Consider the following 19,915-nt stretch of genomic DNA (forward strand, 5'->3'; position numbering starts at 1 on the left):
GCGCTCTTTCTGCCTGCAGCCCGCTGCACCGGGACCAATTGAGCTTCTGACAACAGGTGTTTGTTTAATTCATTGAAAAACCATAGGAAAATGTCATACCCGGGCTTGTCCCGGGTATCTAGGGGCGGTTTACACATGCGGTGATGGCAGTCAGGAACGGTTTTTCCAGGTTAGAGGCTTATCGCCGGAAGGATGTTGTACATCCTTCCGGAACCTTTCGGCGGGGGTTCCAACCCCGCCTAAGGCATGGCAGGCGGGGTAACATACCCCGCCAAAACGTTCCGGAACGGGATAAAATCCCGTTCTGGCATTTTATGTCCATACGACACAAATCAAACATGCTGGCGGGCGCCATCGCCCACCAAAAACGCCTCATGCCTGACCCTGGATTGCCGGAACAAGTCCGGCAATGACGTTTTCTTTTTGTCTATCAATGAGTTAAACAACTAGCGCCCAACGTATGGAAAGTTTTTTCCTCGGTCGATTAGACGGCAACAGCACACTTCCTGAATTTTCTTGGGCACCAATGGGCTGATCTACGGGGTGACGAGAAAACGGCAACGGGGTGTTGTGCAGTGTGGGCGATTTCGCCGGTCAGCCTTTGTGCAACTTGGTATTTTGCGGTCTAAATGACGCAGGCCGCAAATCACCCCGGGAGCCAGCGGGTGAGGACGAACGGGCAGCACAGCAATATGATCAGCGTCAGCAGGATGAGGCCGATGGTGAAGGCGATTGCGCTCACAACACCCTTGAAAAAGCCATAAAGCACGAATGCGAACAGGCTATCGCGCGCCTTCTCATGACGGCCGACCTCCTCCAAGGCGCGCACTTCGGCCAGCCGCGCATCGATCCGTTGCAGCAGCCTGTCCGTTTCATCCTCAGGCATGGCGCCGCAGGCTCTCAGGTGGCCGCGCTCTCGCGCTCGCGGCGGATATCCGGCGGGGTGGCCTCCTCCGCCAGCGCGGCAACAGCTTCCTCCAGTTTCAGCGTGCGCTGGGCCTTGGAGCCGAGGCGGCGCTCGTTGACCGTGCCCTCCTCCACCTCGCGCTTGCCGACGACGAGGATCACCGGCACTTTGGCCAGGGAATGCTCACGCACCTTGTAATTGATCTTCTCGTTGCGCAAATCGGCCTCAACCCGCAAGCCTGCCGCCTTCAGGCGCGCAACCACCTCTCTGGCATAATCATCGGCGTCAGATATGATGGTGGCCACCACCACCTGCACCGGCGCCAGCCACAGCGGCAGATGCCCGGCGTAATGCTCCAGCAGAATACCGATGAAGCGCTCCAGCGAACCGAACATGGCGCGGTGAATCATCACCGGCGTGTGCTTCTCGCCATCGGCGCCGATGTAAAAAGCGCCGAAGCGGCCGGGCAGGTTGAAGTCCAGCTGCACGGTGCCGCACTGCCAGTCGCGCCCGATGGCATCACGCAGGACATATTCCAGTTTCGGACCATAGAAGGCGCCCTCGCCCGGGTTGAGCGTGTATTCACCGCCGGCTTCTTCCACCGCTTCTTTCAGCGCCTTCTCCGCCGCATCCCACACCTCATCGGAGCCCACGCGTTTCTCCGGGCGGTCGGAGAACTTGATGCGCACATCCTCAAAGCCAAAGTCCTTGTAAATGTTCAGGATCAGCTCATGCAGGCGCACGCACTCCTGCTTGATTTGCTCATGGGTGCAGAAGATGTGTGCATCATCCTGCGTAAAGGAGCGCACGCGCATCAGACCATGCAGGGCGCCGGAGGGCTCATAGCGGTGCACCTTGCCGAATTCCGCCATGCGAATGGGCAGATCACGATAGCTTTTCAGGCCGTGCTTGAAGATCTGCACATGCCCCGGGCAGTTCATGGGCTTGCAGGCGAAAATGCGGCCGTCCTCGGTTTCGGTGATGAACATGTTCTCCCGGAACTTCTCCCAGTGACCGGACTGCTCCCACAGCGCCCGGTCCATCATGTCCGGGGAGTTCACCTCCACATAGCCGGCACGACGCTGCACCCGGCGCAGGTAGTTCACCAGCTCCTGAAAGATGGTCCAGCCCTTGGGATGCCAGAAAACGGAGCCGGGCGCCTCCTCCTGGAAGTGAAACAGGTCCATCTCCCGGCCCAGACGGCGATGATCGCGCCTTTCGGCCTCCTCCAGCCGCTTGAGATAGGCGTTGAGCTGCTTCTTGTCGGCCCAGGCGGTGCCATAGATGCGCGTGAGCATGGGCCGGTTGGGATCACCGCGCCAGTAGGCGCCGGCCACCTTCATCAGCTTGAAGGCATCGCCGATCTTGCCGGTGGAGGGCATGTGCGGGCCGCGGCAGAGGTCGAACCATTCATCCCCCTGCCAGTAGATACGGATTTCCTCATTCTCGGGCAGGGATTCGATGAGCTCCACCTTGAAATGCTCACCCTTGTCGCGAAAAACCTCGATCGCCTTTTCGCGCGGCCACACCTCCTTGCGGAAGGGCAGATTGCGCGCAACGATCTCGCGCATCTTCTTCTCGATCTTGGGTAGGTCTTCCGGCGTAAAGGGCTCGTTGCGGTGGAAGTCGTAATAAAAGCCGTTTTCGATGGTGGGGCCGATGGTAACCTGCGTGCCGGGATAGAGCTCCTGCACCGCCTGGGCCATCACGTGCGCGGCGTCATGCCGGATCAGCTCCAGCCCTTCCGGATCATCGCGGGTGATGATACGCACCCTGGCGTCCCGGGTGATGGGGTCGGACAGGTCCTTCAGCTCACCGTCAATCTCTATGGCCAGCGCCTTCTTGGCCAGGGACTTGGAGATGCTTTCGGCAACGGCCTGCCCGGTAATGCCCTCTTCATAGGTCCGGGTGGCGCCATCGGGGAACGTCAGGGTGATCATGATGCAAGAACTCCAGCTCAGTCTCTGCACACGAGCGCAGGTAAGCGTCGTTATCGGCCCTCTCGGATGAGGGATGCAAACGGGGCATACAAATTGCCAAGGCGAAAAAGGCATGCCCGGCGCTGGCGTTTTGCCCCCGTTACCGGCTCAGGTCAAGGGAAGAAGATGAGGGCCTTGGGGGAAGAGGCTGCAATGGCCCTTCTCTTTTCGGACTTCCAAACAAGAAATCACTGCATGGCACATGTTCATTTTCATTCTCCGCTCCACCCTCCGCTTCACATTCGGTTTCCCTGAATTGGTTTGAATGCATTGCCGGGATGGACGTGCATTGCCAGGTCTCGATTTTTCAGCCGGACTTTCCGAAAATATTAACCGCAAGTAAACACAAAGTTATCATAAGGTTAATTTATGTATTATTATGATATTTTCTGCAATTTTTGCGTTCAGCAACCAATCATTAACCTTAACAAGCCTATAAATGCCGCCAGGGTTCAACAAAACAGGTCAGGATGAAAGCGATGTACAAGCGTATTTCCTCGATCAGCCTGGCGGCCATTGCCATCGTCGCGGGCCTGAATTCCGCCCGGGCCGCGGATCTGGCTCCGCCGCCTCCCCCGGCGCCGGAGATTCGCCCGTCGATGACCGACTGGACCGGTCCCTACGTCGGCGGTGTGCTCGGCGGCGTCTGCATGGAGACGAAGAGCGACTACTATCCTTACGGCTATACCGACGGGAACGGCAACGGTCAGTACGATCCCGGCGAGCGCAATTCCAGTCCCAATGCCGTTCAGCATCATGACATGAATGGCTGTGGCTTTGCCGGCGGTTTCGTTGGCGGTTTCAACTATCAGATCGCCGACAACTTCCTCATCGGCCTGGAAGGCGACTGGGTCTGGGGCGGTCGCACCGGCGATCACGTCGTACCGATGTACGACAACAACAACAATCTGCTGCATCAGCGCGACCGTTACACCATCAAGTGGATGACCTCGCTGCGCCTGCGTGCCGGCCTGCTTTCCACGGAGAAGACGCTGTTTTACGTCACCGGTGGTCCAGCCTGGCTGCGCGGTGAGCTGAAGGATGTGAACACCGGCTCGAAGTTCGCCAAGACCCATCCGGGCTATGTCATCGGCGGCGGTGTCGAGCATGCCTTCCTGGAGAATTTCCACGTGCGTGCCGAGTATCTGTTCTCTTCGTTCAAGAAGAAAACCTACGGCCGTTACTGCACGGACTGCGATATCGCGGTGGACGTGCACAAGAAGATGGAGCAGTTCCACACCTTCCGCGTGGGGCTGACCTGGAACTTCCCGATTTCCCAGTGGTGAGTTCGCTTCCCCAAGGAGATTTGACAGAGAGCTCCTTCCTCCCTCCCTCTCCCTGTCAAGGACCGGCCCGTTCCTCCCTGCGGGCCGGTCATTCTTTTTCGGCTTTCGTCTCTTCTCTCGAACAGGATGACGCCCCTGCCCTCCGGACACATCGGCCATGGCGGGCATAGCGCCAGAAGGCCGGATCAAAGCGGGCAACACCTTCTTCCGGCACCGGATCGAAGCCGTGGGTCCCGAGGGGATGACAGCGCATGACGCGGAAAAACCCCAGCCAGAACCCGGCCCAGGCGCCATGCATGCGGATGGCCTGCATAGCGTAATCCGAACAGGTGGGCAAATGCCGGCAGTGCCGCCCGATGAAGGCGGACAGCGTCAGCTGATAGAACCGAATGAGGGCAAGAAGGATGATGGCCACAGGGCCCGTGCGGATGGAAACGGTCTTTTGCCCGGGCGCCTTTTTCCCGCCCTGGTTCAGCTCGCTCATGGCCGCCTCATCTCATTCCGGGGCATAACCTGCCTCCTTCAGTGCGCGGCAGACGGCGCGAAAGGGCAAGAGCACGGATTCGTGCCGCTCCGGCACGTGATGCACCGGGCGCAGGATCTCAAGCGCCGACCATATACCCTCAGGCGCGGGGCCGTTATTTCTGATCATGTTCTCGAAGGCATCATGCACGGCGAACATCGTTCTGGCTTCCGTGCCAATGACATGATGGGAGAGAATGGCGGCGGAAGCCTGGGCCAGGGCACAGGCGGCAAGCTCCTGGGCGAAATTTATGATCCGGCCATCTTTCACTGCGAGCATGACATGAATGCGCGAACCGCACAGGCGCGCGCGCATGCGGGCGGTGGCGTCAGCCTGTGGCAGACGCCCGAGATGGCGAATATCCGTGGTCAGGGCCAGGATGTCCGGTGTGTAAAGATCCTCAAGCTTCATGGTCATGGGCATGATCATAGCGGCAGACGGGCATTTTCGCCATCCGGCCACAATGCGGCAGAGCGGGCTCTTGACCGGGCGGCCCTCCGCCTTCTACAGAAGGCGCACACATTGCGAGCAGGGGAAACCAGAACGGTCTTGGCGTTGCCCGTCCTGATACGTGCTACAAGGATCGCGAAAATGGCTCGCTTGCCTTTTCGCCGCTGTTCCTTGCGGGCCCCGGGGCGGGACTGCGCGGCCTTTCTTTCATGACGAGAAGGACTGATGAACAAGAAGGCCAAAACCACGATTCCGAACATCGGCAAGGGCCCGGATATTCAGCGCCCGAGCGAAGAGGAGGCCATGGCGGCGGTGCGGACGCTGATCGCCTGGGCCGGCGACGATCCCGACCGTGAGGGCCTGAAGGACACGCCCAAGCGGGTGATCAAGGCCTTTCGGGAATTTTTCGCCGGTTATGACGAGGATCCGCGCCAGGCGCTTTCCCGCACCTTTGAGGACGTCGGCGGCTATGACGACATCGTCATGCTGCGCGACATCGAGTTCGCCTCCCATTGCGAGCATCACATGGTGCCCTTCATCGGGCGCTGTCATATCGCCTATCTGCCCGATGACCGGGTTGTGGGCATTTCCAAGCTGGCGCGGGTTCTGGACATCTTCGCCAAGCGCCTGCAGACACAGGAGACGATGACGGCGCAGATTGCGCATGCCATCAACGAACAGCTCAAGCCGCGCGGCGTCGCCGTCTATATCGAGGCGGTGCACATGTGCATGTCCCTGCGCGGGGTGGAGAAGCGCAACGTGGCCACCGTGACCACGGAATTCCTCGGGGCTTTTCGCGAGGATCCGTCGCTGCAGGTGCGCTTCCTGGAACTGGTGCGCACCCCGTCCGAACCCTTTGCGCTCTAAGCGCCCAAGCACCGCACGGCCATTCTCTTTCGGCGCACTTTACTTCCATTTTTCGCAACCAACGAAAAACGGGCCGCGCTTCCCTTGGCGGGGCGCAGCCCGTTTCAAATCATGTGTGCTGGTAGCGGGCTCACTCCGCCGGCGCCAATGCTGCCTGCTTTTCCAGCACCAGTTCGGCAACGCGCTCGCCGGACAGCAGCATGCCGCCGAAGGTGGGGCCCATGCGTGGCAGGCCATGCACCTCCGCTACCGCCATGCCGGCGGCGAACAGGCCCGGATACACCTCGCCGGTGTGCTTTACCACCGCATCCTCGGATGCCGAGACATGCATGGCGCCCATGCCCTTCACCTCCATAAGCCTGCGTTTCGCCAGCTTCGAGACAGCCACGGCATCGTGCCCGGTGGCGTCAATGACCGCGTCACACTCAATGGCGATGGGATCGACGCAAGTGATGGCCTTGGGCAGGCCCTTAACCGGCGACCAGTTGATGACCACGCCCTTCACCCGGCCTTCCTCCGCGTCCACGATGAGGTCGTCGAGATGGGTGAGCTGGAGGAACTTCACCCCGGCGCGGGCGGCTGCGGCGATGGTGGAAGCGCAGGCCAGGGGCCCCGGCGTGGCATAGAGGCCATCATCCACCTGCTCGTATTCCACGCCGATCTCGTCGAAAATACGCTGGGCCGGAACGCGCACGGTAATGGTGTTCATGAAATAACCGCCCAGCCAGTAGCCGCCGCCGAGGTAGTTGTTGCGCTCGATGATGAACACGCGCTTGCCCGCTTCCGTCAGCTTGCGTCCGGCCGTGAGGCCGGCAGGGCCGGCGCCAATGATGAAGACATCGGCGCACAATGCCTGCTCCATGTCGGCGGCAAAACGGCGGATGATGGCCCGGCTGATGCGGTTTTCCGGCATGTTCGGGAAAATGGGGCCCATGACGTTCATGGTTCTGGTTCCTCCTCGCTGCACGTTGCCATTTGCCCGCCCGCCGCAGTCAGACGGCGGACGGGGTGCTCAAATGGCGCCTCGGGGAACCTGAAGAAGGCGGGATGCACGCGGGACATGAAAACGGGGAGCGGGGGAATGACCTTGATAACTGATACGCTCAGCGGCTTTGGTCATGGATTGGCATCAGGCCCATGACCTGCCGCCTGTACCCCCTGCCCTGCCGCGGTGAAAGTTGCATGTCCTGCTCACCGCGGCGTGATCAGACAGTGCATCTGGCGCGCTTCCTTCGCCGGCATTACCCGGATCAGGTTCCAAGGGTTGGGTTGCCCCTCTCAGCCATTGCGCGCAAAGGCTCCGCCTTGCGAGGCTTCACGCGCGCCGGCACCCCTGGCGCCATGCACGAAAGCGATGTCTGGTTTCGCTCTCGGCGTGCGTGATGATAATCACGCCTGGAAAAATCGACAAAGGCCAGATTGTGCACGTGTGGATATCATGTGCAATTTTCTACTTTTAAGCGCATATGCTATTGATTGGTTGTCGCAATGCATATAACCTGCGGTTGCCTCACGTCTTTTTCAAACCAAGAATAGCCAATCATGCTGAAATCCATCTTCAACTGCTTCTTGCATGCCTTGAATGCCTGGGATGACTATTCCGGCCGCGCCAGCCGCAAGGAATTCTGGTCTTATGTGCTGGGCAGTTTGCTCGCCTTCATCGCGGCCATGATATTCGATCTCGCCTTCTCCATGTTGCTCTTTCCGGATTATTTCGCTCTGAGCATTGTTGTGGTCGTTCTCCTGAATATCGCCACCATTGCTCTCATCGTCCGGCGCCTTCACGACATCGGCCTTTCGGGGATCTGGGTTCTGATCCTTCTGGCACTCTCCTTCGAATATGCAAGCGCTGATGGGCGCTTGACCGCGGGTTTTGGCATCTGGCCCCATTTCAGCTTTTCCATGAATGGCGGAGCACAAGGCCTGTGGTCGTTCATGCCATCCATTGCCCTGCTGCTGGCCATTGTCATCGGACTGCTGCCATCCGGAAAGAAGGCCGAACGCTATGGTGATCAGCCCGCCGATTGCGCGGCCGATGCACATGCTCTCTCTGACGAGAAGGAAAACGACGAGCCCTCCGAAAAAGAGGCGACATCATAGGCTTTCGTCCAGCCTATGCCTCTTTTCAGTGCCCAGGAGAACGCTGAAAAATCCGCCGCCCTAAGCCCCCCTGACACAAACGGGTAAAAACACATTGCACAAAAACGCCATTTGGCGCAGGCGTTCACTGCAACGGAACCCAGCAGGCCGCGATGGCCAGGGTTTCTCCATTCGGCAGTCTCATCAGGTGCAACGTGTCCAGTTTTTTGTCATCCTCCGTCTTCCACCGGAAGGACAGGCCCTCGCCCTCTCCCTTACGAAGCGGCACGATGCCTGCGGTTGTGTGGCCGGTCAAATAGGCGGTCAGCCCTTTCACGTTCATCTTCACCCGGAAATATCCGACGATCGGAATTTTTTCTTTCCCGAGGCCTGTGAGCCTGCGCAGCCAATCGAGATTGACATTCAGCCCCAGCTCCATCACCTGCGCAGGCAAAAGCTCATTGACCTCAACCGGCAGAGCGCGGAGAAAACGCGGCCGACAGGGCCGCCATTCCCCTTCCTCGCAATAGAGGAGGAAGGAGGAATAATTGGTTACCCCCGTCCTGCTGTACTGGATGTTGATATATGTATTACCCCGCCACCAGATGATGCGTCCGTCCTTGATCTCCACAATCCAGCCATGGCCTTCAGGGGGATGACGAAGAAACCAGTTCTTCAGGGCATCTTCTCGCATGCGCACGATGAAGTTCTGAACACCATACGGTCCCGTATTGCGAATGGACATGCCCGGTCCCACAGGCACTACGGCGGCATTGGTCGCCCTCGGCGGCAAGGCGATGTATTTCAGGCAGACGCGCAAGTTTTCTGACATGCGCACGACCCCGGCCCCGCCTTCGATGACGTGTTGCGGCCTTGCGAGGCGTTGCTTTCTTGTGCGCGGCCGCTCGTGTGTGACAGAAGCGGTGAGAACACGCAGCTTGAGCCGGTCGAAAAATGCCTTGCGCGCCGTCGCACCGGCTGAAGCGCCCCAGGCACCGATGCGGATGATGATGGTCTTCTTGCCCGCACGAGAGAACAGCCGCAGGCCCTTGCCGCGCGCGACGGCTTTCCACTGGCCATCCACTCTTTCATGTAAAATCCACGAGACCGTATGCCGGCCGCTGCGTCGCACCTCGAGGATGAAAGGCCGCGGAGCCATGGGCGCCGTTAAGAGAACTTGCGCCTTCTGTCTCCTTATGCGCCCGTCTCCTGCCTCAGCGATGACCGGCCCCATCGCCACCGCGGAATGCGCAATCTGCAGAAACCGCCGCAGATGCGTGCCATGACCTTCAAGGCCATGTGGCAGGGCCGGATAGCGGCCGAAAACGCCGATGGCCATGTGCAGATCGGCGGCATCCGGATCCTCCCCGGGATCGAGCCACCACCGCCCGCTCAAGCGGATCACCGACCAGTCCGCGGGGAGCGCAACGGACTGTGACAGCAGATAGGCAAAAGCCTCCTCCTCAGACTTTTGGGATGGATTGCGCTCCTGCCCGGGCAAGAGAAACGTTGCGGAATTCTCCGTATAGGCAGAAACGCGCGCGCCATTGCCGGCAAGGCTCGTCCATTGCAAGCGGACCTCTGCGGCCTGCGCCACACTACCCATGATCATGACGAAGAGGAGGAGGAGGAGGATGGTCGTTCCTCTTCCTGTCAAAAGGAACGGACGCATATAGGAACGCGGAAGGATCATGGCGCGCTCTCCATGATCAGAATTGCACTTACGCGCCTCTTTCACAAACAAACATGGGAATTCAGGAATATCCCTTCAAGCAAGGCCACACGGAACGGCACAACAAAATGCCGGAACGGGATTTCCTCCCGCTCCGGCACATTTTTTCAGTGCTGAAAAGCCCCGGCGCTTTCAGCGCTTTCAGCAGTGATTTTCAAAACAGGTGCGTGCGGCTGGTCTGGCGCATTACAGCCGATAAACAGACGGCTTGACAGGCCGTTCACAGATAGGCGCTGATGATGCCGAAGAAGTCATCCGCCTTCAGCGAGGCGCCGCCGACGAGCGCGCCGTTGACATTCTCCACCGCCATCAGCTCCTTGGCGTTGTTGGGCTTTACCGAGCCGCCATAAAGAATGCGCACGCGCGCGGCCTCCTCTTCGCCGCTCACCTTGGCCGCCAGTTCCTTGCGGATGTGGGCATGGGCCTCGGCCACTTCTTCCGGCGTGGGCGTAAGCCCCGTGCCAATGGCCCAGACCGGCTCATAGGCAATGATGGTGTTCGCGGCATTGCAGCCTTCGGGCAGGGAGCCGGCGATCTGGGTGGAGAGCACATCCAGCGTCCTGCCGGCCTTGCGCTCATCAATGGTCTCACCGATGCAGATGATGGCGATCAGCCCGGCGCGATGCGCGGCTGCCGCCTTCTTCTGCACGATCTCGTCGGTCTCGTGATGATCGGTGCGGCGTTCGGAATGCCCGACGATCACGGCCGTGGCCCCGGTCTCGGCGATCATCTCCGCGGCGATATCGCCGGTGTGCGCGCCCTTTTCCTCCCAGTGACAGTCCTGCGCGCCCATGGCGATGGACGAATCATTCAGCCGCTCGCCCATGGGAAACAGCAGGGTGAAGGGCGGACAGATCATCACGTCACAGGCAGGATTCACGCCTGCAAGCTTCTCCTTCAGCGCATCCACCTCGGCCAGGGAAGCGAGCGTGCCATTCATCTTCCAGTTGCCGGCCACCAGCGGCGGAAAATTGGTTGTGGTCATACAAATCCCCTCCTCGTCATGGATGATGTCTGAAAACTCCTTAGCTTTCGCCGCCAGGCCGCCCTTTGCCAAAAAGCCATGCAGCGCGCCCTCGACGAAAGCACGATCCCTGCGGGTTCTTATCACGGCCCTTGCGCATGTTTGAAGGGGCTGTGAAAATCTTGCGCCCACATGACGCGCCTGCATCCGGCAAGCATTGCCGGACACCTTTCCTTCGCCTTTGCCCCCTGCCCCGGGCTTTTAAGCGGCATGATGCTGATCTCTTGCGCCGATTTGGCCCCGCCCATATGATGCGCCGCAAAGCGCGAAAGGGGCGGCATGCGGTTTCGCTCTTTACCGCATGAGAAATCCGCTTTTCTCCCCAAGCCCGCGCAAAGGATGCAACCATTCAGACAAGGTTTTTAAGGGCATGCTTGAAGCGCTGCGCAGCAAGACCGGCGGCATCATTGCCAAGATCTTCATCGGCGTGCTGGCCCTCAGCTTCGCCGTCTGGGGCATTTCCGACGTGTTCAGAGGAACACGCAACGACGTGCTGGCCACGGTCGGCGATACGGAAATCACCGTGCCTCAGTATCAGGAGGCTTTCCGCAACGCGCTCAACCGCCTCTCCCAGCAGCTGAACAAGCCGTTAACACCCGATGAGGCGCGCACGCTGGGGCTTGACCGCCAGGTGCTGCGCCAATTGCTGCAGAACGCCGCGCTCGATCAGGAGATGCAGCGCCTGAAGCTGGATGTGTCGGACACCTTCGTGGCCGAGCGCATCAAGAAACTGGACATCTTCAAGGGCCCGAATGGACGCTTTGATCCCGCCCTGTTCCGCACCATGCTGGCGCGGGCAGGCTTGAGCGAGCAGCAATTCGTGGCAGAAGAAAAGCGCGGCATCCTGCGCGCGGCCCTGATGGATCCGGTCATCGACGGTCTTGCCGCGCCGCAGAGCATGGTGAAGGTCATGCACGAACACCGCAATGCGGCGCGTGACGTGCAGTATTTCATCGTGCGGCCGGAAGGGATCACCGTGCCCGAACCCACGGAGAAGCAGCTGAAGGCCTATTATGAATCCCACAAGGATCAGTTCGCCGTGCCCGAGCGGCGCAAGCTGGCGGTCCTTGCCGTTTTGCCGAAGGACCTTCTTGAGAAGGTGAGCGTGCCGGAAGAGGACATCCGCGACTTTTACAACCGGCACAAGGAAGAATTCGGCGCGCCCGAAACGCGCACGGTGGAGCAGATCGCCTACGCCAGCGAGGATGAGGCCAGGGCGGCGCGCAAGAAGCTGGAGGACGGCAAGGCAACCTGGGAGGATCTGGTCAAGGAAAAGGGTTTCAAGCTGAAGGATGTGAAGCTTGGCACCTTCACGAAAAAGACCTTCCCCGATCCGAAAATCGCCGATGCCGTTTTCTCCCTCAAGAAAGGCGCGGTCAGCCAGCCGCTGAAAGGCACGCTTTCCATCTCGCTGGTGCGGGTGACCGATATCGTTCCCGGGCACATCAAGACCTTTGAGGAAGCGCGCAATGAGATCGAGAAGCGCCTGAAACTGGAGAAGGCCAAGGACAAAGCCTATGAGATTCATGACCAGATCGAGGACAGGCGCGCTTCCGGCCAGTCGCTGGATGATATCGCCAAGGAGCTGGGGCTAAAGATCGTGATCACGCCCTTCGTCTCCGCTGCCGGCACGAATGAGCAGGACAAGCCGGTCAATCTGCCGGCGGCGGCGCGGCTGCTGAAGGAGGCCTTCGCCAGCGACATCGGCGTGGACAATGACGTGATCGCCACTGACGATGACGGCTTTGTCTGGTTCGATGTGCGTGACATTCGCCCGGCCAGCGTGAAACCCTTCGAGAAGGTGAAGGATAAGGTCGCCGCCCTGTGGAAGAAGGAACAGCTGCGCAAGGCGGTGATGAAAAAGGCGAAAGCCCTGGCGGAACGGGCGCGCAAGGGCGAGGATCTTGCCAATCTGGCCAGGGAGGTGGGCGCTGAAGTGCGCACCATCACCGGTCTGAAGCGCAACGATGCCCGCGCGGATTTCCCCGTGGCGGCCACACGCGCGGTCTTCTCCGGCCCGGAAAAGGGCATTTTCACCGCGCCCGGCGCCGATGGCGCATCCGCGCTTGTCATCCGGGCCATTCCGCTGGCGGTGCCGCCGCTGGATTCCAAGTCCAACGAGGCAAAGGCCATCACCAGCGTGCTGAGCAGCTCGCTCATCGAGGATACGCAGGGCGAGTTCATCGCCGCGTTGCAGAAGCTCTTCGGCATGCACCTCAACAATGAGCAATGGGCGCGCATCATGGGCACGCAGGCGCAGTGAGGCCTCGCGGGATCCGAAAGCATGCGCTTGATGACGGGAGTGCGGCGGTGACGGCGTTGGATACGGATTTTGCAGCCTTTCGCCAGACCTGGGAGGCCGGCAAGCCCCAGGTGCTGGCCACGCGCCTGGTGGCCGATCTGGAAACGCCTGTCTCCGCCCTGTTGAAGCTCAAGCCCGGCGCGCAGCACATCTTCCTGCTGGAATCGGTGGAAGGCGGGGCGGTGCGCGGGCGCTACTCGCTCATCGGGCTGAACCCGGACGTGGTGTGGAAGGTGGAAGGCGGCAGGGCGTATCTGAACCGCCGCGCGCTTGAAGATGTCACCGGCCCCTTCGAGGAGGATGCGCGCCCGCCGCTTGAATCCTTAAGGGCGTTGCTCGAGGAAAGCCGCATTGACCTGCCCGCCGGCCTGCCGCCCATGGCCGCCGGCATCTTCGGCTACATGGGCTATGACATGGTGCGTTTCATGGAGCGCCTGCCGGATGAGAACCCGGACGAGCTGGGCCTGCCCGAAGCGCTGATGATCCGCCCCACGGTCATGGTCATTTTCGATTCGGTGGCGGATGAAATGCTTCTTGTCACGCCTGTGTGGCCGCAGCCCGGCCTCTCCGCCGATGAGGCCTACACGCGGGCGCAAGAGCGGCTGAAGGAGATTATCGCCAAGCTCTCCGGCCCCATCGACCCGGCCCTGCTGCAGGAAACAACGGAGGACATCACCCTGCCCGAGCCGGTCTCCAACACCCCGCCGGAGCGCTACATGCAGATGGTGGAGCGGGCCAAGGAATACATCCGCGCCGGCGACATTTTCCAGGTGGTGCTCTCGCAGCGCTTCTCCGCCGACTTTCCGCTCTCGCCGCTGGCCCTTTACCGGGCGCTCAGGCGCACCAACCCCTCGCCCTACCTCTATTATCTCGACTATGGCGACTTCGCCATCGCCGGCTCCAGCCCGGAGATCCTTGTGCGCGTGCGCGACGGCAAGGTGACCATCCGCCCCATCGCCGGCACCCGCCGCCGCGGCCGCACACCGCAAGAGGACAAGGCGCTGGAGGAGGAGCTGCTCTCCGACCCGAAGGAACTGGCCGAGCACCTGATGCTGCTGGACCTGGGCCGCAACGATGTCGGCCGCGTGGCCGAGATCGGCTCGGTGGAGGTGACGGAAAAATTTGTCATCGAGCGCTACAGCCAGGTGATGCACATCGTCTCCAATGTTCAGGGCCGCCTGCGCAAGGATGCTGATGCGCTGGATGCGCTCATCGCCGGTTTCCCCGCCGGCACCGTCTCCGGTGCGCCCAAGGTGCGGGCCATGGAGATCATCGACGAGCTGGAGCTTTCCCGCCGCGGCATCTATGCCGGCTGCGTGGGCTATTTCTCCGCCGCAGGGGAGATGGACACGGCCATCGTGCTGCGCACCGCCATCGTCAAGGACGGGCGCATGTATGTGCAGGCGGGCGCAGGGATCGTCGCCGATTCCGTGCCCCGGCTGGAGCAGAAGGAATGCGAGAACAAGGCGCGCGCGCTGTTCCGTGCCGCCGAGGAGGCCGCGCGCTTCGCCGGCGGGAGGAAGGGCTCATGATCCTGCTGCTGGACAATTACGACAGCTTCACCTTCAACCTGCTGCACTACCTTGGCGAGGTGGGGCTGCAAATGGGCCGCGAACTCGACATCGCCGTGCACCGCAATGACGCCATCACGGTGACGGATGCGCTGGCGATGAAACCAGAGGCCATCGTCATCTCCCCCGGCCCCTGCACGCCCGCCGAGGCGGGCATCTCCGTCGATATCGTGCGCGCCGCCGCCGAGCACGAAATCCCGCTTCTGGGCGTGTGCCTGGGGCATCAGAGCATCGGCCAGGCCTTCGGCGGCCGCATCATCCGCGCGCCGGAGCTGATGCATGGCAAGACGGACAACATTCATCACATGGCCGAGGGCATTTTCCGCGGTCTGCCGCAGCCGTTTACGGCCACGCGCTATCACTCCCTCATCGTGGAAGAAGATACCCTGCCCGCCGCGCTGGAGATTACCGCCCGCACGGCCAAGGAAAAGGGCGCCCTCATCATGGGCCTGCAACACCGCGAGCTGCCCATCTTCGGCGTGCAGTTCCACCCCGAAAGCATCGCCACAGAATACGGCCACGCCTTGCTGAAAAACTTCCTTATCCAGGCCGGCGTGCTCACGGAAACATAAGGCTACAAATGCATGAGCTGACGTCCTCCCCCACAGAAAATCGTCCGCTCTACGGCTTCTTGCGCGGCAGCCTGTGCATCCGCAAGGGCGTGGATGTGACCAAACCCGCGGCACCGGAGTGGGGCGCACAGGCCGAGGAAGAGGCCATGCGTTCGCTCGCTGTTACCGGTGAGAAAAAGGATGGCTGATAAGCCATGCCAGAGACCGAGGGGCTGTGCCATGCCACATGAGCCCTTTATCCGCCATGCTTGATTCTGCAACGCAGAATGGCACAATCCGTTCCGGCAACCTAACGGAGGGGGAAGCTGGCCATGGCGCTTTATGAGGACAATGACTATCGCTTTATCGTTGCCTGCCTGTCCAAGGTGGATATCGGACGGCTATTCAATGTGGCCGGGCATGCCATGGCCGGGTTGATGGACAGGCTGTGTGCATTGCGTGCCGGCGCCGCCGTGAAAGGGGCGGAAGACGAGGCGGCCGTGCCGGCGGACCTGATCAGGGCCGCGGAAGACTTTCTGGATTATCGCACGAAGGATGAGGCCCTGCATGCGCGCATTGCCCGCTGGCCGGTGGTGGTGATCAAGACCGACCGGCAGAACCTGTTGAGGCGCCTGTATCTGACGGCGAAGGAGCGCGGCGTGCCGGCCAATCCGGTTATCATGGAAATGGTGGATGAAAACACCGAAAAGCAGCTGGCCAATACCGCGGCGGTCACGGTGGAGGATGCCCGCTTCGTCTGCGTCGCCCTTTTCGAGAAAAACGGCACCCTGAACGACTTAACGAAGAAATTCTCGCTGTTACGTTGAAGTTATCCATATAGCGCACGTAGTAGTAAGATAATAATCAAAAATAAGGGCTTAACCCATTTCATTTTTTTGTTATATTGAAAGGATAAAATTAATATCAGCAAGAGCTAGCCATGCAAGAAATAGAACACATATTTAAAAATTTAAGAAAACATGAAGGAGAAATATTTTATACAATTAAAGAAAAAAGACCATTTAAATATAGAATGCATAAAAAAGATGCAATAATGGTTAAAGAACATTTTTACATAAACAAAACACATTTTGAAAAGCTTCTTTTCCCTTCCTTGCCCAAAAGCGTCAAGCATGCAAGGGAGCGAGGTGTTCCCGGGGCTTCGTATGCCTTGGCGTTATTAAACGATGAAAGAATTTTACCCAGAAAAATCAATAAAAAACATCATCCAAAACCATCCATTTCGGGAGGCATTTTTGAACGCGCAGGTAAATTCGAAGCATTTGCTCGAAGAGTTCTTGAAAACAAATATGGAGTTTATTTGCTGCCGGGAAAACCAAAATTTTCTGCAAAGATTTTTGATTTCGTTTCTGAAGATGAAGAAATTATTGGAGATGCAAAATATTTCACTATGGTTAGAGGAAAGAATACTCCACCAGCCAAGTATTCCGTTATTGCTGAACATGTTTGGTTGCTTGAGAAACTACCTGCAAAAGAAAAATTTCTTGTTTTTGGTAACGACCGGCGCGTGCCAGAAACTTGGCTAGAAAAGTACGGTCATCTCGTTGATGGGATAAAATTCTATTTCATTGATGAGGACGGAGAATTGTCCCTTCTTTATGACGGTAAAAACCGTAGGAAATCCACGACTTGACAAGGCCCCTGCCCTGCCGCACCAAGAGCGCACATGGCAGAACGTGATCGGCAGGAGGGAGCCGCCCATGTCCGAGTTCACCGCTCTCAAACCCTTCATCGCCAAGGTTGCCACAGGTGCGCCGCTTTCCCGCGAGGAAGCGCGGCAGGCCTTTACCGTCATGATGTCCGGCGAGGCCACGGAGGCACAGATCGGCGGCCTTTTGATGGCCATGCGCGTGCGCGGCGAGACGGTGGAGGAGATCACCGGCGCGGTGGAGGTGATGCGCGAGAAGATGCTGCCCGTGAACGCGCCGGAAGAGGCCATCGACATCGTGGGCACCGGCGGCGATGCCTCCGGCTCCTATAATATCTCCACCGCTTCCGCCTTTGTCGCCGCCGGCGCCGGCGTGCCCGTGGCCAAGCACGGCAACCGGGCGCTTTCCTCCAAATCCGGCGCGGCGGACGTTCTGGCCGCGCTGGGCGTGAACCTTAATCTCAAGCCCGAACAGATCACCCGCTGCATTGAGGAAGCCGGCGTGGGCTTCATGTTCGCGCCCATGCACCATGCGGCGATGAAACACGTGGGCCCCACGCGGGTGCAGCTGGGCACGCGCACCATCTTCAACCTGCTCGGGCCGCTTTCCAACCCCGCGGGTGTGAAGCGTCAGCTCGTCGGTGTCTTCGCCCGTGAATGGGTGGAGCCGCTGGCGCATGTGCTGGGCGAACTGGGCTGTGAGGCCGCCTGGGTGGTGCATGGCGACGGCGGGCTGGACGAGATTGCGCCGTCCGGCCCCACGGCGGTGGCGGAGCTGCGCAATGGCGAGGTGCGCACCTTCGAGATCACACCGGAGGATGCGGGGCTTTCCGCCCATGCCTTCGAGGAGATCAGGGGCGGCGATGCTGAACATAATGCCGCTGCCTTGCGCGCCGTGCTTCAGGGCGAGAAGAACGCCTATCGCGATGCCGTGCTGCTCAACGCCGGTGCGGCGCTGGTCGTTGCGGGCAAGGCCGCCGACATCGCCGAAGGCGCAAGACTGGCCGCCGAGTCCATCGATTCCGGCCGCGCTTTGGCTGCGCTGGAGACGCTGGTGGAGGTGTCCGGCGCTGCGTCTTGATCCCGTCATTGCGGTACAAGCCGTGAGCCTGGGCATCAACACATGAGCCATAAACATAAGGTGGCGGATTGTGCCTGCGTTATCCTCTGGGACAGCTGTAGGAGCAAAGATAAGATTGCATTCTTCAAGATCCTCCCCCTGGTAGGGGGAGGTCGGCCCCTTATAAGGGGCCGGGAGGGGGTCGGGCCGCAAGCGCAGAGCTAAGTTGCCCGACCCCCTCCCCGTCCCTCCCCCTGCCAGGGGGAGGGGGCTCATACGGCGCGACATCTGCCAAACATAGAATTGCACTCACTGAACAGACGAAAAACAGGTGCCCATGCCCGACATTCTTGAAAAAATCGCCGCCACCAAGCGCGAGGAAGTGGCCGAGGGCAAGAAGCGGCATACCATCGCCGATTTCGAGGAGATGATCGCCGCGCAGGAGCCGCCGCGCGGTTTTGCCGAGGCCCTGGCCCGCACCGCGCAATCCGGCCGCCCGGCGCTGATTGCCGAGATCAAGAAGGCCTCGCCGTCCAAGGGCCTCATCCGCGCCGATTTCGATCCGCCCGCGCTGGCCCGCGCCTATGAGGAAGGCGGCGCCACCTGCCTTTCCGTGCTCACCGACACCCCCTATTTCCAGGGCGCGCTGGACTACATGGCCGCGGCGCGCAAGGCCACGGCGCTCCCCGTCTTGCGCAAGGACTTCATGCTGGATGTCTGGCAGGTCTATGAGGCGCGGGCGCATGGGGCGGATGCCATCCTGCTGATCATGGCCATGATCGATGATGCGCTGGCCGCAGAGCTGGAAGCGGCGGCCCTTGAGCTGGGCATGAGTGTTCTGGTGGAAAGCCACGATGCGGCGGAGATGGAGCGCGCGCTGAAACTGAAGACTCCGCTCATGGGCGTAAACAACCGAAATCTCAAGACCTTCGAGGTCTCTCTTGAGACGACGGTTGCGCTCGCAAAACAGGTGCCCGGGGATCGCCTGCTTGTGGCCGAAAGCGGCATCTTCACGCCGGATGATATCCGCTATCTGGCCAATGCCGGCGCAAAGGCCTTTCTCGTTGGCGAATCCCTCATGCGCCAGCCGGACGTCGCGGCCGCCACCCGCGCCCTTTTGGCGATCTGATCCATGCGGGAAGGGGCGCCGGCCTTCCTGTCAATGGACGCTGATCCGCAACCCCCCTGAGGCCAAAGGCCATCGCGTCATTTTTGCGACAGGCGGGCTTGAATGGCATTGACACGCTTGAAGAAGGCCGCACTATCCCCTCAAACGCTTAAAACCGGGAGCGATTGGCCATGAGCAGGCTCACCCATGTCGATGATACCGGCGCGGCGCGAATGGTGGATGTGTCGGACAAGGCCATAACCCGCCGCATCGCGCGCGCCGGCGCCACCGTGCGCATGAATGCCGAAACCCTGCGCGCCATTCTCGACAATACGGTGAAAAAGGGCGATGTACTGGCTGCCGCCCGCATCGCCGGCATCATGGCGGCAAAGAAGACGGCCGAGCTCATTCCCTTGTGCCACCCCTTGATGATCACCAAGGCGGCGGTGGACTTTACTCCGGATGAGGAAAACACCTGCATTCACGTGGAAGCCACCGTGCAGGTGGACGGCAAGACCGGTGTGGAAATGGAGGCGCTCACGGCTGTCTCGGTGGCGTGCCTGACCATCTACGACATGGTGAAAGCCATGCAGCGCGATGTGCAGATCACCAACGTGCGCCTGCTGGAGAAGGCGGGCGGCAAGTCCGGCCATTACGTGGCGGAGGGATGAATGAGGAGGCGGCAACGTGCTGCATCACCGAATTGCATGATGCGAGGATCATATGGCCCATGACGGGCCGCCTTCATTCCCTCCCCCTGGCAGGGGGAGGGACAGGGAGGGGGTCGGGCAACGGACTCATGAGCCT

19 protein-coding genes and 1 riboswitch are annotated in these 19,915 nt (G+C 60.2%); of the genes, 12 read left to right on the plus strand and 7 right to left on the minus strand.

Translation table 11 applies throughout. The features are described from left to right. Positions 1-646 precede the first annotated feature (646 nt). Both EK16_RS03295 and thrS read right to left on the minus strand, forming a co-directional pair. Positions 647-886, minus strand: a complete 240-nt coding sequence (locus tag EK16_RS03295) for a hypothetical protein (RefSeq protein WP_038034694.1) — start codon at positions 884-886, stop codon at positions 647-649. A 14-nt stretch (positions 887-900) separates the two neighbouring features. Continuing rightward, positions 901-2,847: a threonine--tRNA ligase gene (thrS, locus tag EK16_RS03300; protein ID WP_038034696.1), complete on the minus strand. Its 1,947-nt coding sequence runs from the start codon at positions 2,845-2,847 to the stop codon at positions 901-903. A gap of 518 nt (positions 2,848-3,365) precedes the next feature. On the opposite strand from thrS, the gene EK16_RS03305 reads away from it, so the two are divergent. Then, positions 3,366-4,172, plus strand: a complete 807-nt coding sequence (locus EK16_RS03305; RefSeq protein WP_038034697.1) for an outer membrane protein — start codon at positions 3,366-3,368, stop codon at positions 4,170-4,172. A gap of 88 nt (positions 4,173-4,260) precedes the next feature. Here the strand turns inward: EK16_RS03305 and yidD are convergent, their stop codons facing one another. After that, entirely contained in the window at positions 4,261-4,656 is a 396-nt protein-coding gene (gene yidD, locus EK16_RS12640; protein ID WP_051928864.1) for a membrane protein insertion efficiency factor YidD, read from the minus strand. Positions 4,657-4,668: 12 nt separating this feature from the next. After that, the gene (locus EK16_RS03315) at positions 4,669-5,112 is read right to left on the minus strand and encodes an iron-sulfur cluster assembly scaffold protein (protein WP_197059589.1); all 444 of its coding nucleotides are present in this window, start codon (positions 5,110-5,112) and stop codon (positions 4,669-4,671) included. A 258-nt stretch (positions 5,113-5,370) separates the two neighbouring features. Between EK16_RS03315 and folE the strand changes: the two genes are divergently transcribed. Continuing rightward, entirely contained in the window at positions 5,371-6,012 is a 642-nt protein-coding gene (folE, locus tag EK16_RS03320; protein ID WP_038034698.1) for a GTP cyclohydrolase I FolE, read from the plus strand. Between the two features lie 130 nt (positions 6,013-6,142). Here folE and EK16_RS03325 read toward each other — a convergent pair whose 3' ends face one another. Next, positions 6,143-6,946: a sulfide-dependent adenosine diphosphate thiazole synthase gene (locus tag EK16_RS03325; protein ID WP_038034699.1), complete on the minus strand. Its 804-nt coding sequence runs from the start codon at positions 6,944-6,946 to the stop codon at positions 6,143-6,145. 275 nt (positions 6,947-7,221) lie between these two features. After that, positions 7,222-7,357: riboswitch (TPP riboswitch) on the minus strand. Between the two features lie 197 nt (positions 7,358-7,554). Between EK16_RS03325 and EK16_RS11365 the strand changes: the two genes are divergently transcribed. Then, on the plus strand, positions 7,555-8,112 hold the full coding sequence (locus tag EK16_RS11365; protein WP_051928866.1) for a DUF805 domain-containing protein: 558 nt from the start codon (positions 7,555-7,557) through the stop codon (positions 8,110-8,112). A gap of 124 nt (positions 8,113-8,236) precedes the next feature. On the opposite strand, the gene EK16_RS03335 is transcribed toward EK16_RS11365, so the two are convergent. Together EK16_RS03335 and tpiA are read right to left on the minus strand one after the other, a co-directional pair. Further along, positions 8,237-9,697: a hypothetical protein gene (locus tag EK16_RS03335; protein ID WP_197059590.1), complete on the minus strand. Its 1,461-nt coding sequence runs from the start codon at positions 9,695-9,697 to the stop codon at positions 8,237-8,239. Between the two features lie 346 nt (positions 9,698-10,043). Then, positions 10,044-10,808 (minus strand): triose-phosphate isomerase, encoded by a 765-nt coding sequence (tpiA, locus tag EK16_RS03345; protein WP_038034782.1) that lies wholly within the window; start codon positions 10,806-10,808, stop codon positions 10,044-10,046. Positions 10,809-11,217: 409 nt separating this feature from the next. Here tpiA and EK16_RS03355 point away from each other — a divergent pair, with 409 nt between their 5' ends. From EK16_RS03355 to moaC, 9 genes are all read left to right on the plus strand, one after another. Next, positions 11,218-13,110 carry a SurA N-terminal domain-containing protein gene (locus tag EK16_RS03355; protein WP_038034703.1) on the plus strand — a complete coding sequence of 631 codons (1,893 nt, stop codon included), beginning with the start codon at positions 11,218-11,220 and terminating at the stop codon, positions 13,108-13,110. After that, positions 13,077-14,681, plus strand: coding sequence for an anthranilate synthase component I (gene trpE / locus EK16_RS03360; protein ID WP_081910213.1), 1,605 nt, complete (start codon positions 13,077-13,079; stop codon positions 14,679-14,681). Before EK16_RS03355 ends, trpE begins: the two co-directional genes overlap by 34 nt. Then, positions 14,678-15,292, plus strand: a complete 615-nt coding sequence (locus EK16_RS03365; RefSeq protein ID WP_038034706.1) for an anthranilate synthase component II — start codon at positions 14,678-14,680, stop codon at positions 15,290-15,292. Before trpE ends, EK16_RS03365 begins: the two co-directional genes overlap by 4 nt. A gap of 8 nt (positions 15,293-15,300) precedes the next feature. Further along, a complete protein-coding gene (locus tag EK16_RS03370; RefSeq protein ID WP_038034707.1) occupies positions 15,301-15,480 on the plus strand; it encodes a hypothetical protein in 180 nt (59 codons plus the stop codon). 123 nt (positions 15,481-15,603) lie between these two features. Next, positions 15,604-16,098, plus strand: coding sequence for a DUF2000 family protein (locus tag EK16_RS11370; RefSeq protein ID WP_051928867.1), 495 nt, complete (start codon positions 15,604-15,606; stop codon positions 16,096-16,098). Positions 16,099-16,211: 113 nt separating this feature from the next. Next, positions 16,212-16,925, plus strand: a complete 714-nt coding sequence (locus EK16_RS12150) for a hypothetical protein (protein ID WP_156098460.1) — start codon at positions 16,212-16,214, stop codon at positions 16,923-16,925. A 67-nt stretch (positions 16,926-16,992) separates the two neighbouring features. Further along, on the plus strand, positions 16,993-18,021 hold the full coding sequence (gene trpD, locus EK16_RS03390; RefSeq protein ID WP_038034710.1) for an anthranilate phosphoribosyltransferase: 1,029 nt from the start codon (positions 16,993-16,995) through the stop codon (positions 18,019-18,021). 316 nt (positions 18,022-18,337) lie between these two features. After that, entirely contained in the window at positions 18,338-19,129 is a 792-nt protein-coding gene (trpC, locus tag EK16_RS03395; protein ID WP_038034711.1) for an indole-3-glycerol phosphate synthase TrpC, read from the plus strand. A 170-nt stretch (positions 19,130-19,299) separates the two neighbouring features. Continuing rightward, entirely contained in the window at positions 19,300-19,779 is a 480-nt protein-coding gene (gene moaC / locus EK16_RS03400; RefSeq protein WP_038034712.1) for a cyclic pyranopterin monophosphate synthase MoaC, read from the plus strand. Positions 19,780-19,915 lie beyond the last annotated feature (136 nt).

The organism is Thermopetrobacter sp. TC1 (genome assembly GCF_000746275.1).
Taxonomy (GTDB): Bacteria; Pseudomonadota; Alphaproteobacteria; order Rhizobiales; family Aestuariivirgaceae; genus Thermopetrobacter.

Bases quoted from the DNA above. Each gene is read 5' to 3' on its own strand.
- EK16_RS03295 (WP_038034694.1), bottom strand. From the start codon at position 886: ATGCCTGAGGATGAAACGGACAGGCTGCTGCAACGGATCGATGCGCGG.
- thrS (WP_038034696.1), bottom strand. From the start codon at position 2,847: ATGATCACCCTGACGTTCCCCGATGGCGCCACCCGGACCTATGAAGAG.
- EK16_RS03305 (WP_038034697.1), top strand. From the start codon at position 3,366: ATGTACAAGCGTATTTCCTCGATCAGCCTGGCGGCCATTGCCATCGTC.
- yidD (WP_051928864.1), bottom strand. From the start codon at position 4,656: ATGAGCGAGCTGAACCAGGGCGGGAAAAAGGCGCCCGGGCAAAAGACC.
- EK16_RS03315 (WP_197059589.1), bottom strand. From the start codon at position 5,112: ATGACCATGAAGCTTGAGGATCTTTACACACCGGACATCCTGGCCCTG.
- folE (WP_038034698.1), top strand. From the start codon at position 5,371: ATGAACAAGAAGGCCAAAACCACGATTCCGAACATCGGCAAGGGCCCG.
- EK16_RS03325 (WP_038034699.1), bottom strand. From the start codon at position 6,946: ATGGGCCCCATTTTCCCGAACATGCCGGAAAACCGCATCAGCCGGGCC.
- EK16_RS11365 (WP_051928866.1), top strand. From the start codon at position 7,555: ATGCTGAAATCCATCTTCAACTGCTTCTTGCATGCCTTGAATGCCTGG.
- EK16_RS03335 (WP_197059590.1), bottom strand. From the start codon at position 9,697: ATGGGTAGTGTGGCGCAGGCCGCAGAGGTCCGCTTGCAATGGACGAGC.
- tpiA (WP_038034782.1), bottom strand. From the start codon at position 10,808: ATGACCACAACCAATTTTCCGCCGCTGGTGGCCGGCAACTGGAAGATG.
- EK16_RS03355 (WP_038034703.1), top strand. From the start codon at position 11,218: ATGCTTGAAGCGCTGCGCAGCAAGACCGGCGGCATCATTGCCAAGATC.
- trpE (WP_081910213.1), top strand. From the start codon at position 13,077: ATGGGCGCGCATCATGGGCACGCAGGCGCAGTGAGGCCTCGCGGGATC.
- EK16_RS03365 (WP_038034706.1), top strand. From the start codon at position 14,678: ATGATCCTGCTGCTGGACAATTACGACAGCTTCACCTTCAACCTGCTG.
- EK16_RS03370 (WP_038034707.1), top strand. From the start codon at position 15,301: ATGCATGAGCTGACGTCCTCCCCCACAGAAAATCGTCCGCTCTACGGC.
- EK16_RS11370 (WP_051928867.1), top strand. From the start codon at position 15,604: ATGGCGCTTTATGAGGACAATGACTATCGCTTTATCGTTGCCTGCCTG.
- EK16_RS12150 (WP_156098460.1), top strand. From the start codon at position 16,212: ATGCAAGAAATAGAACACATATTTAAAAATTTAAGAAAACATGAAGGA.
- trpD (WP_038034710.1), top strand. From the start codon at position 16,993: ATGTCCGAGTTCACCGCTCTCAAACCCTTCATCGCCAAGGTTGCCACA.
- trpC (WP_038034711.1), top strand. From the start codon at position 18,338: ATGCCCGACATTCTTGAAAAAATCGCCGCCACCAAGCGCGAGGAAGTG.
- moaC (WP_038034712.1), top strand. From the start codon at position 19,300: ATGAGCAGGCTCACCCATGTCGATGATACCGGCGCGGCGCGAATGGTG.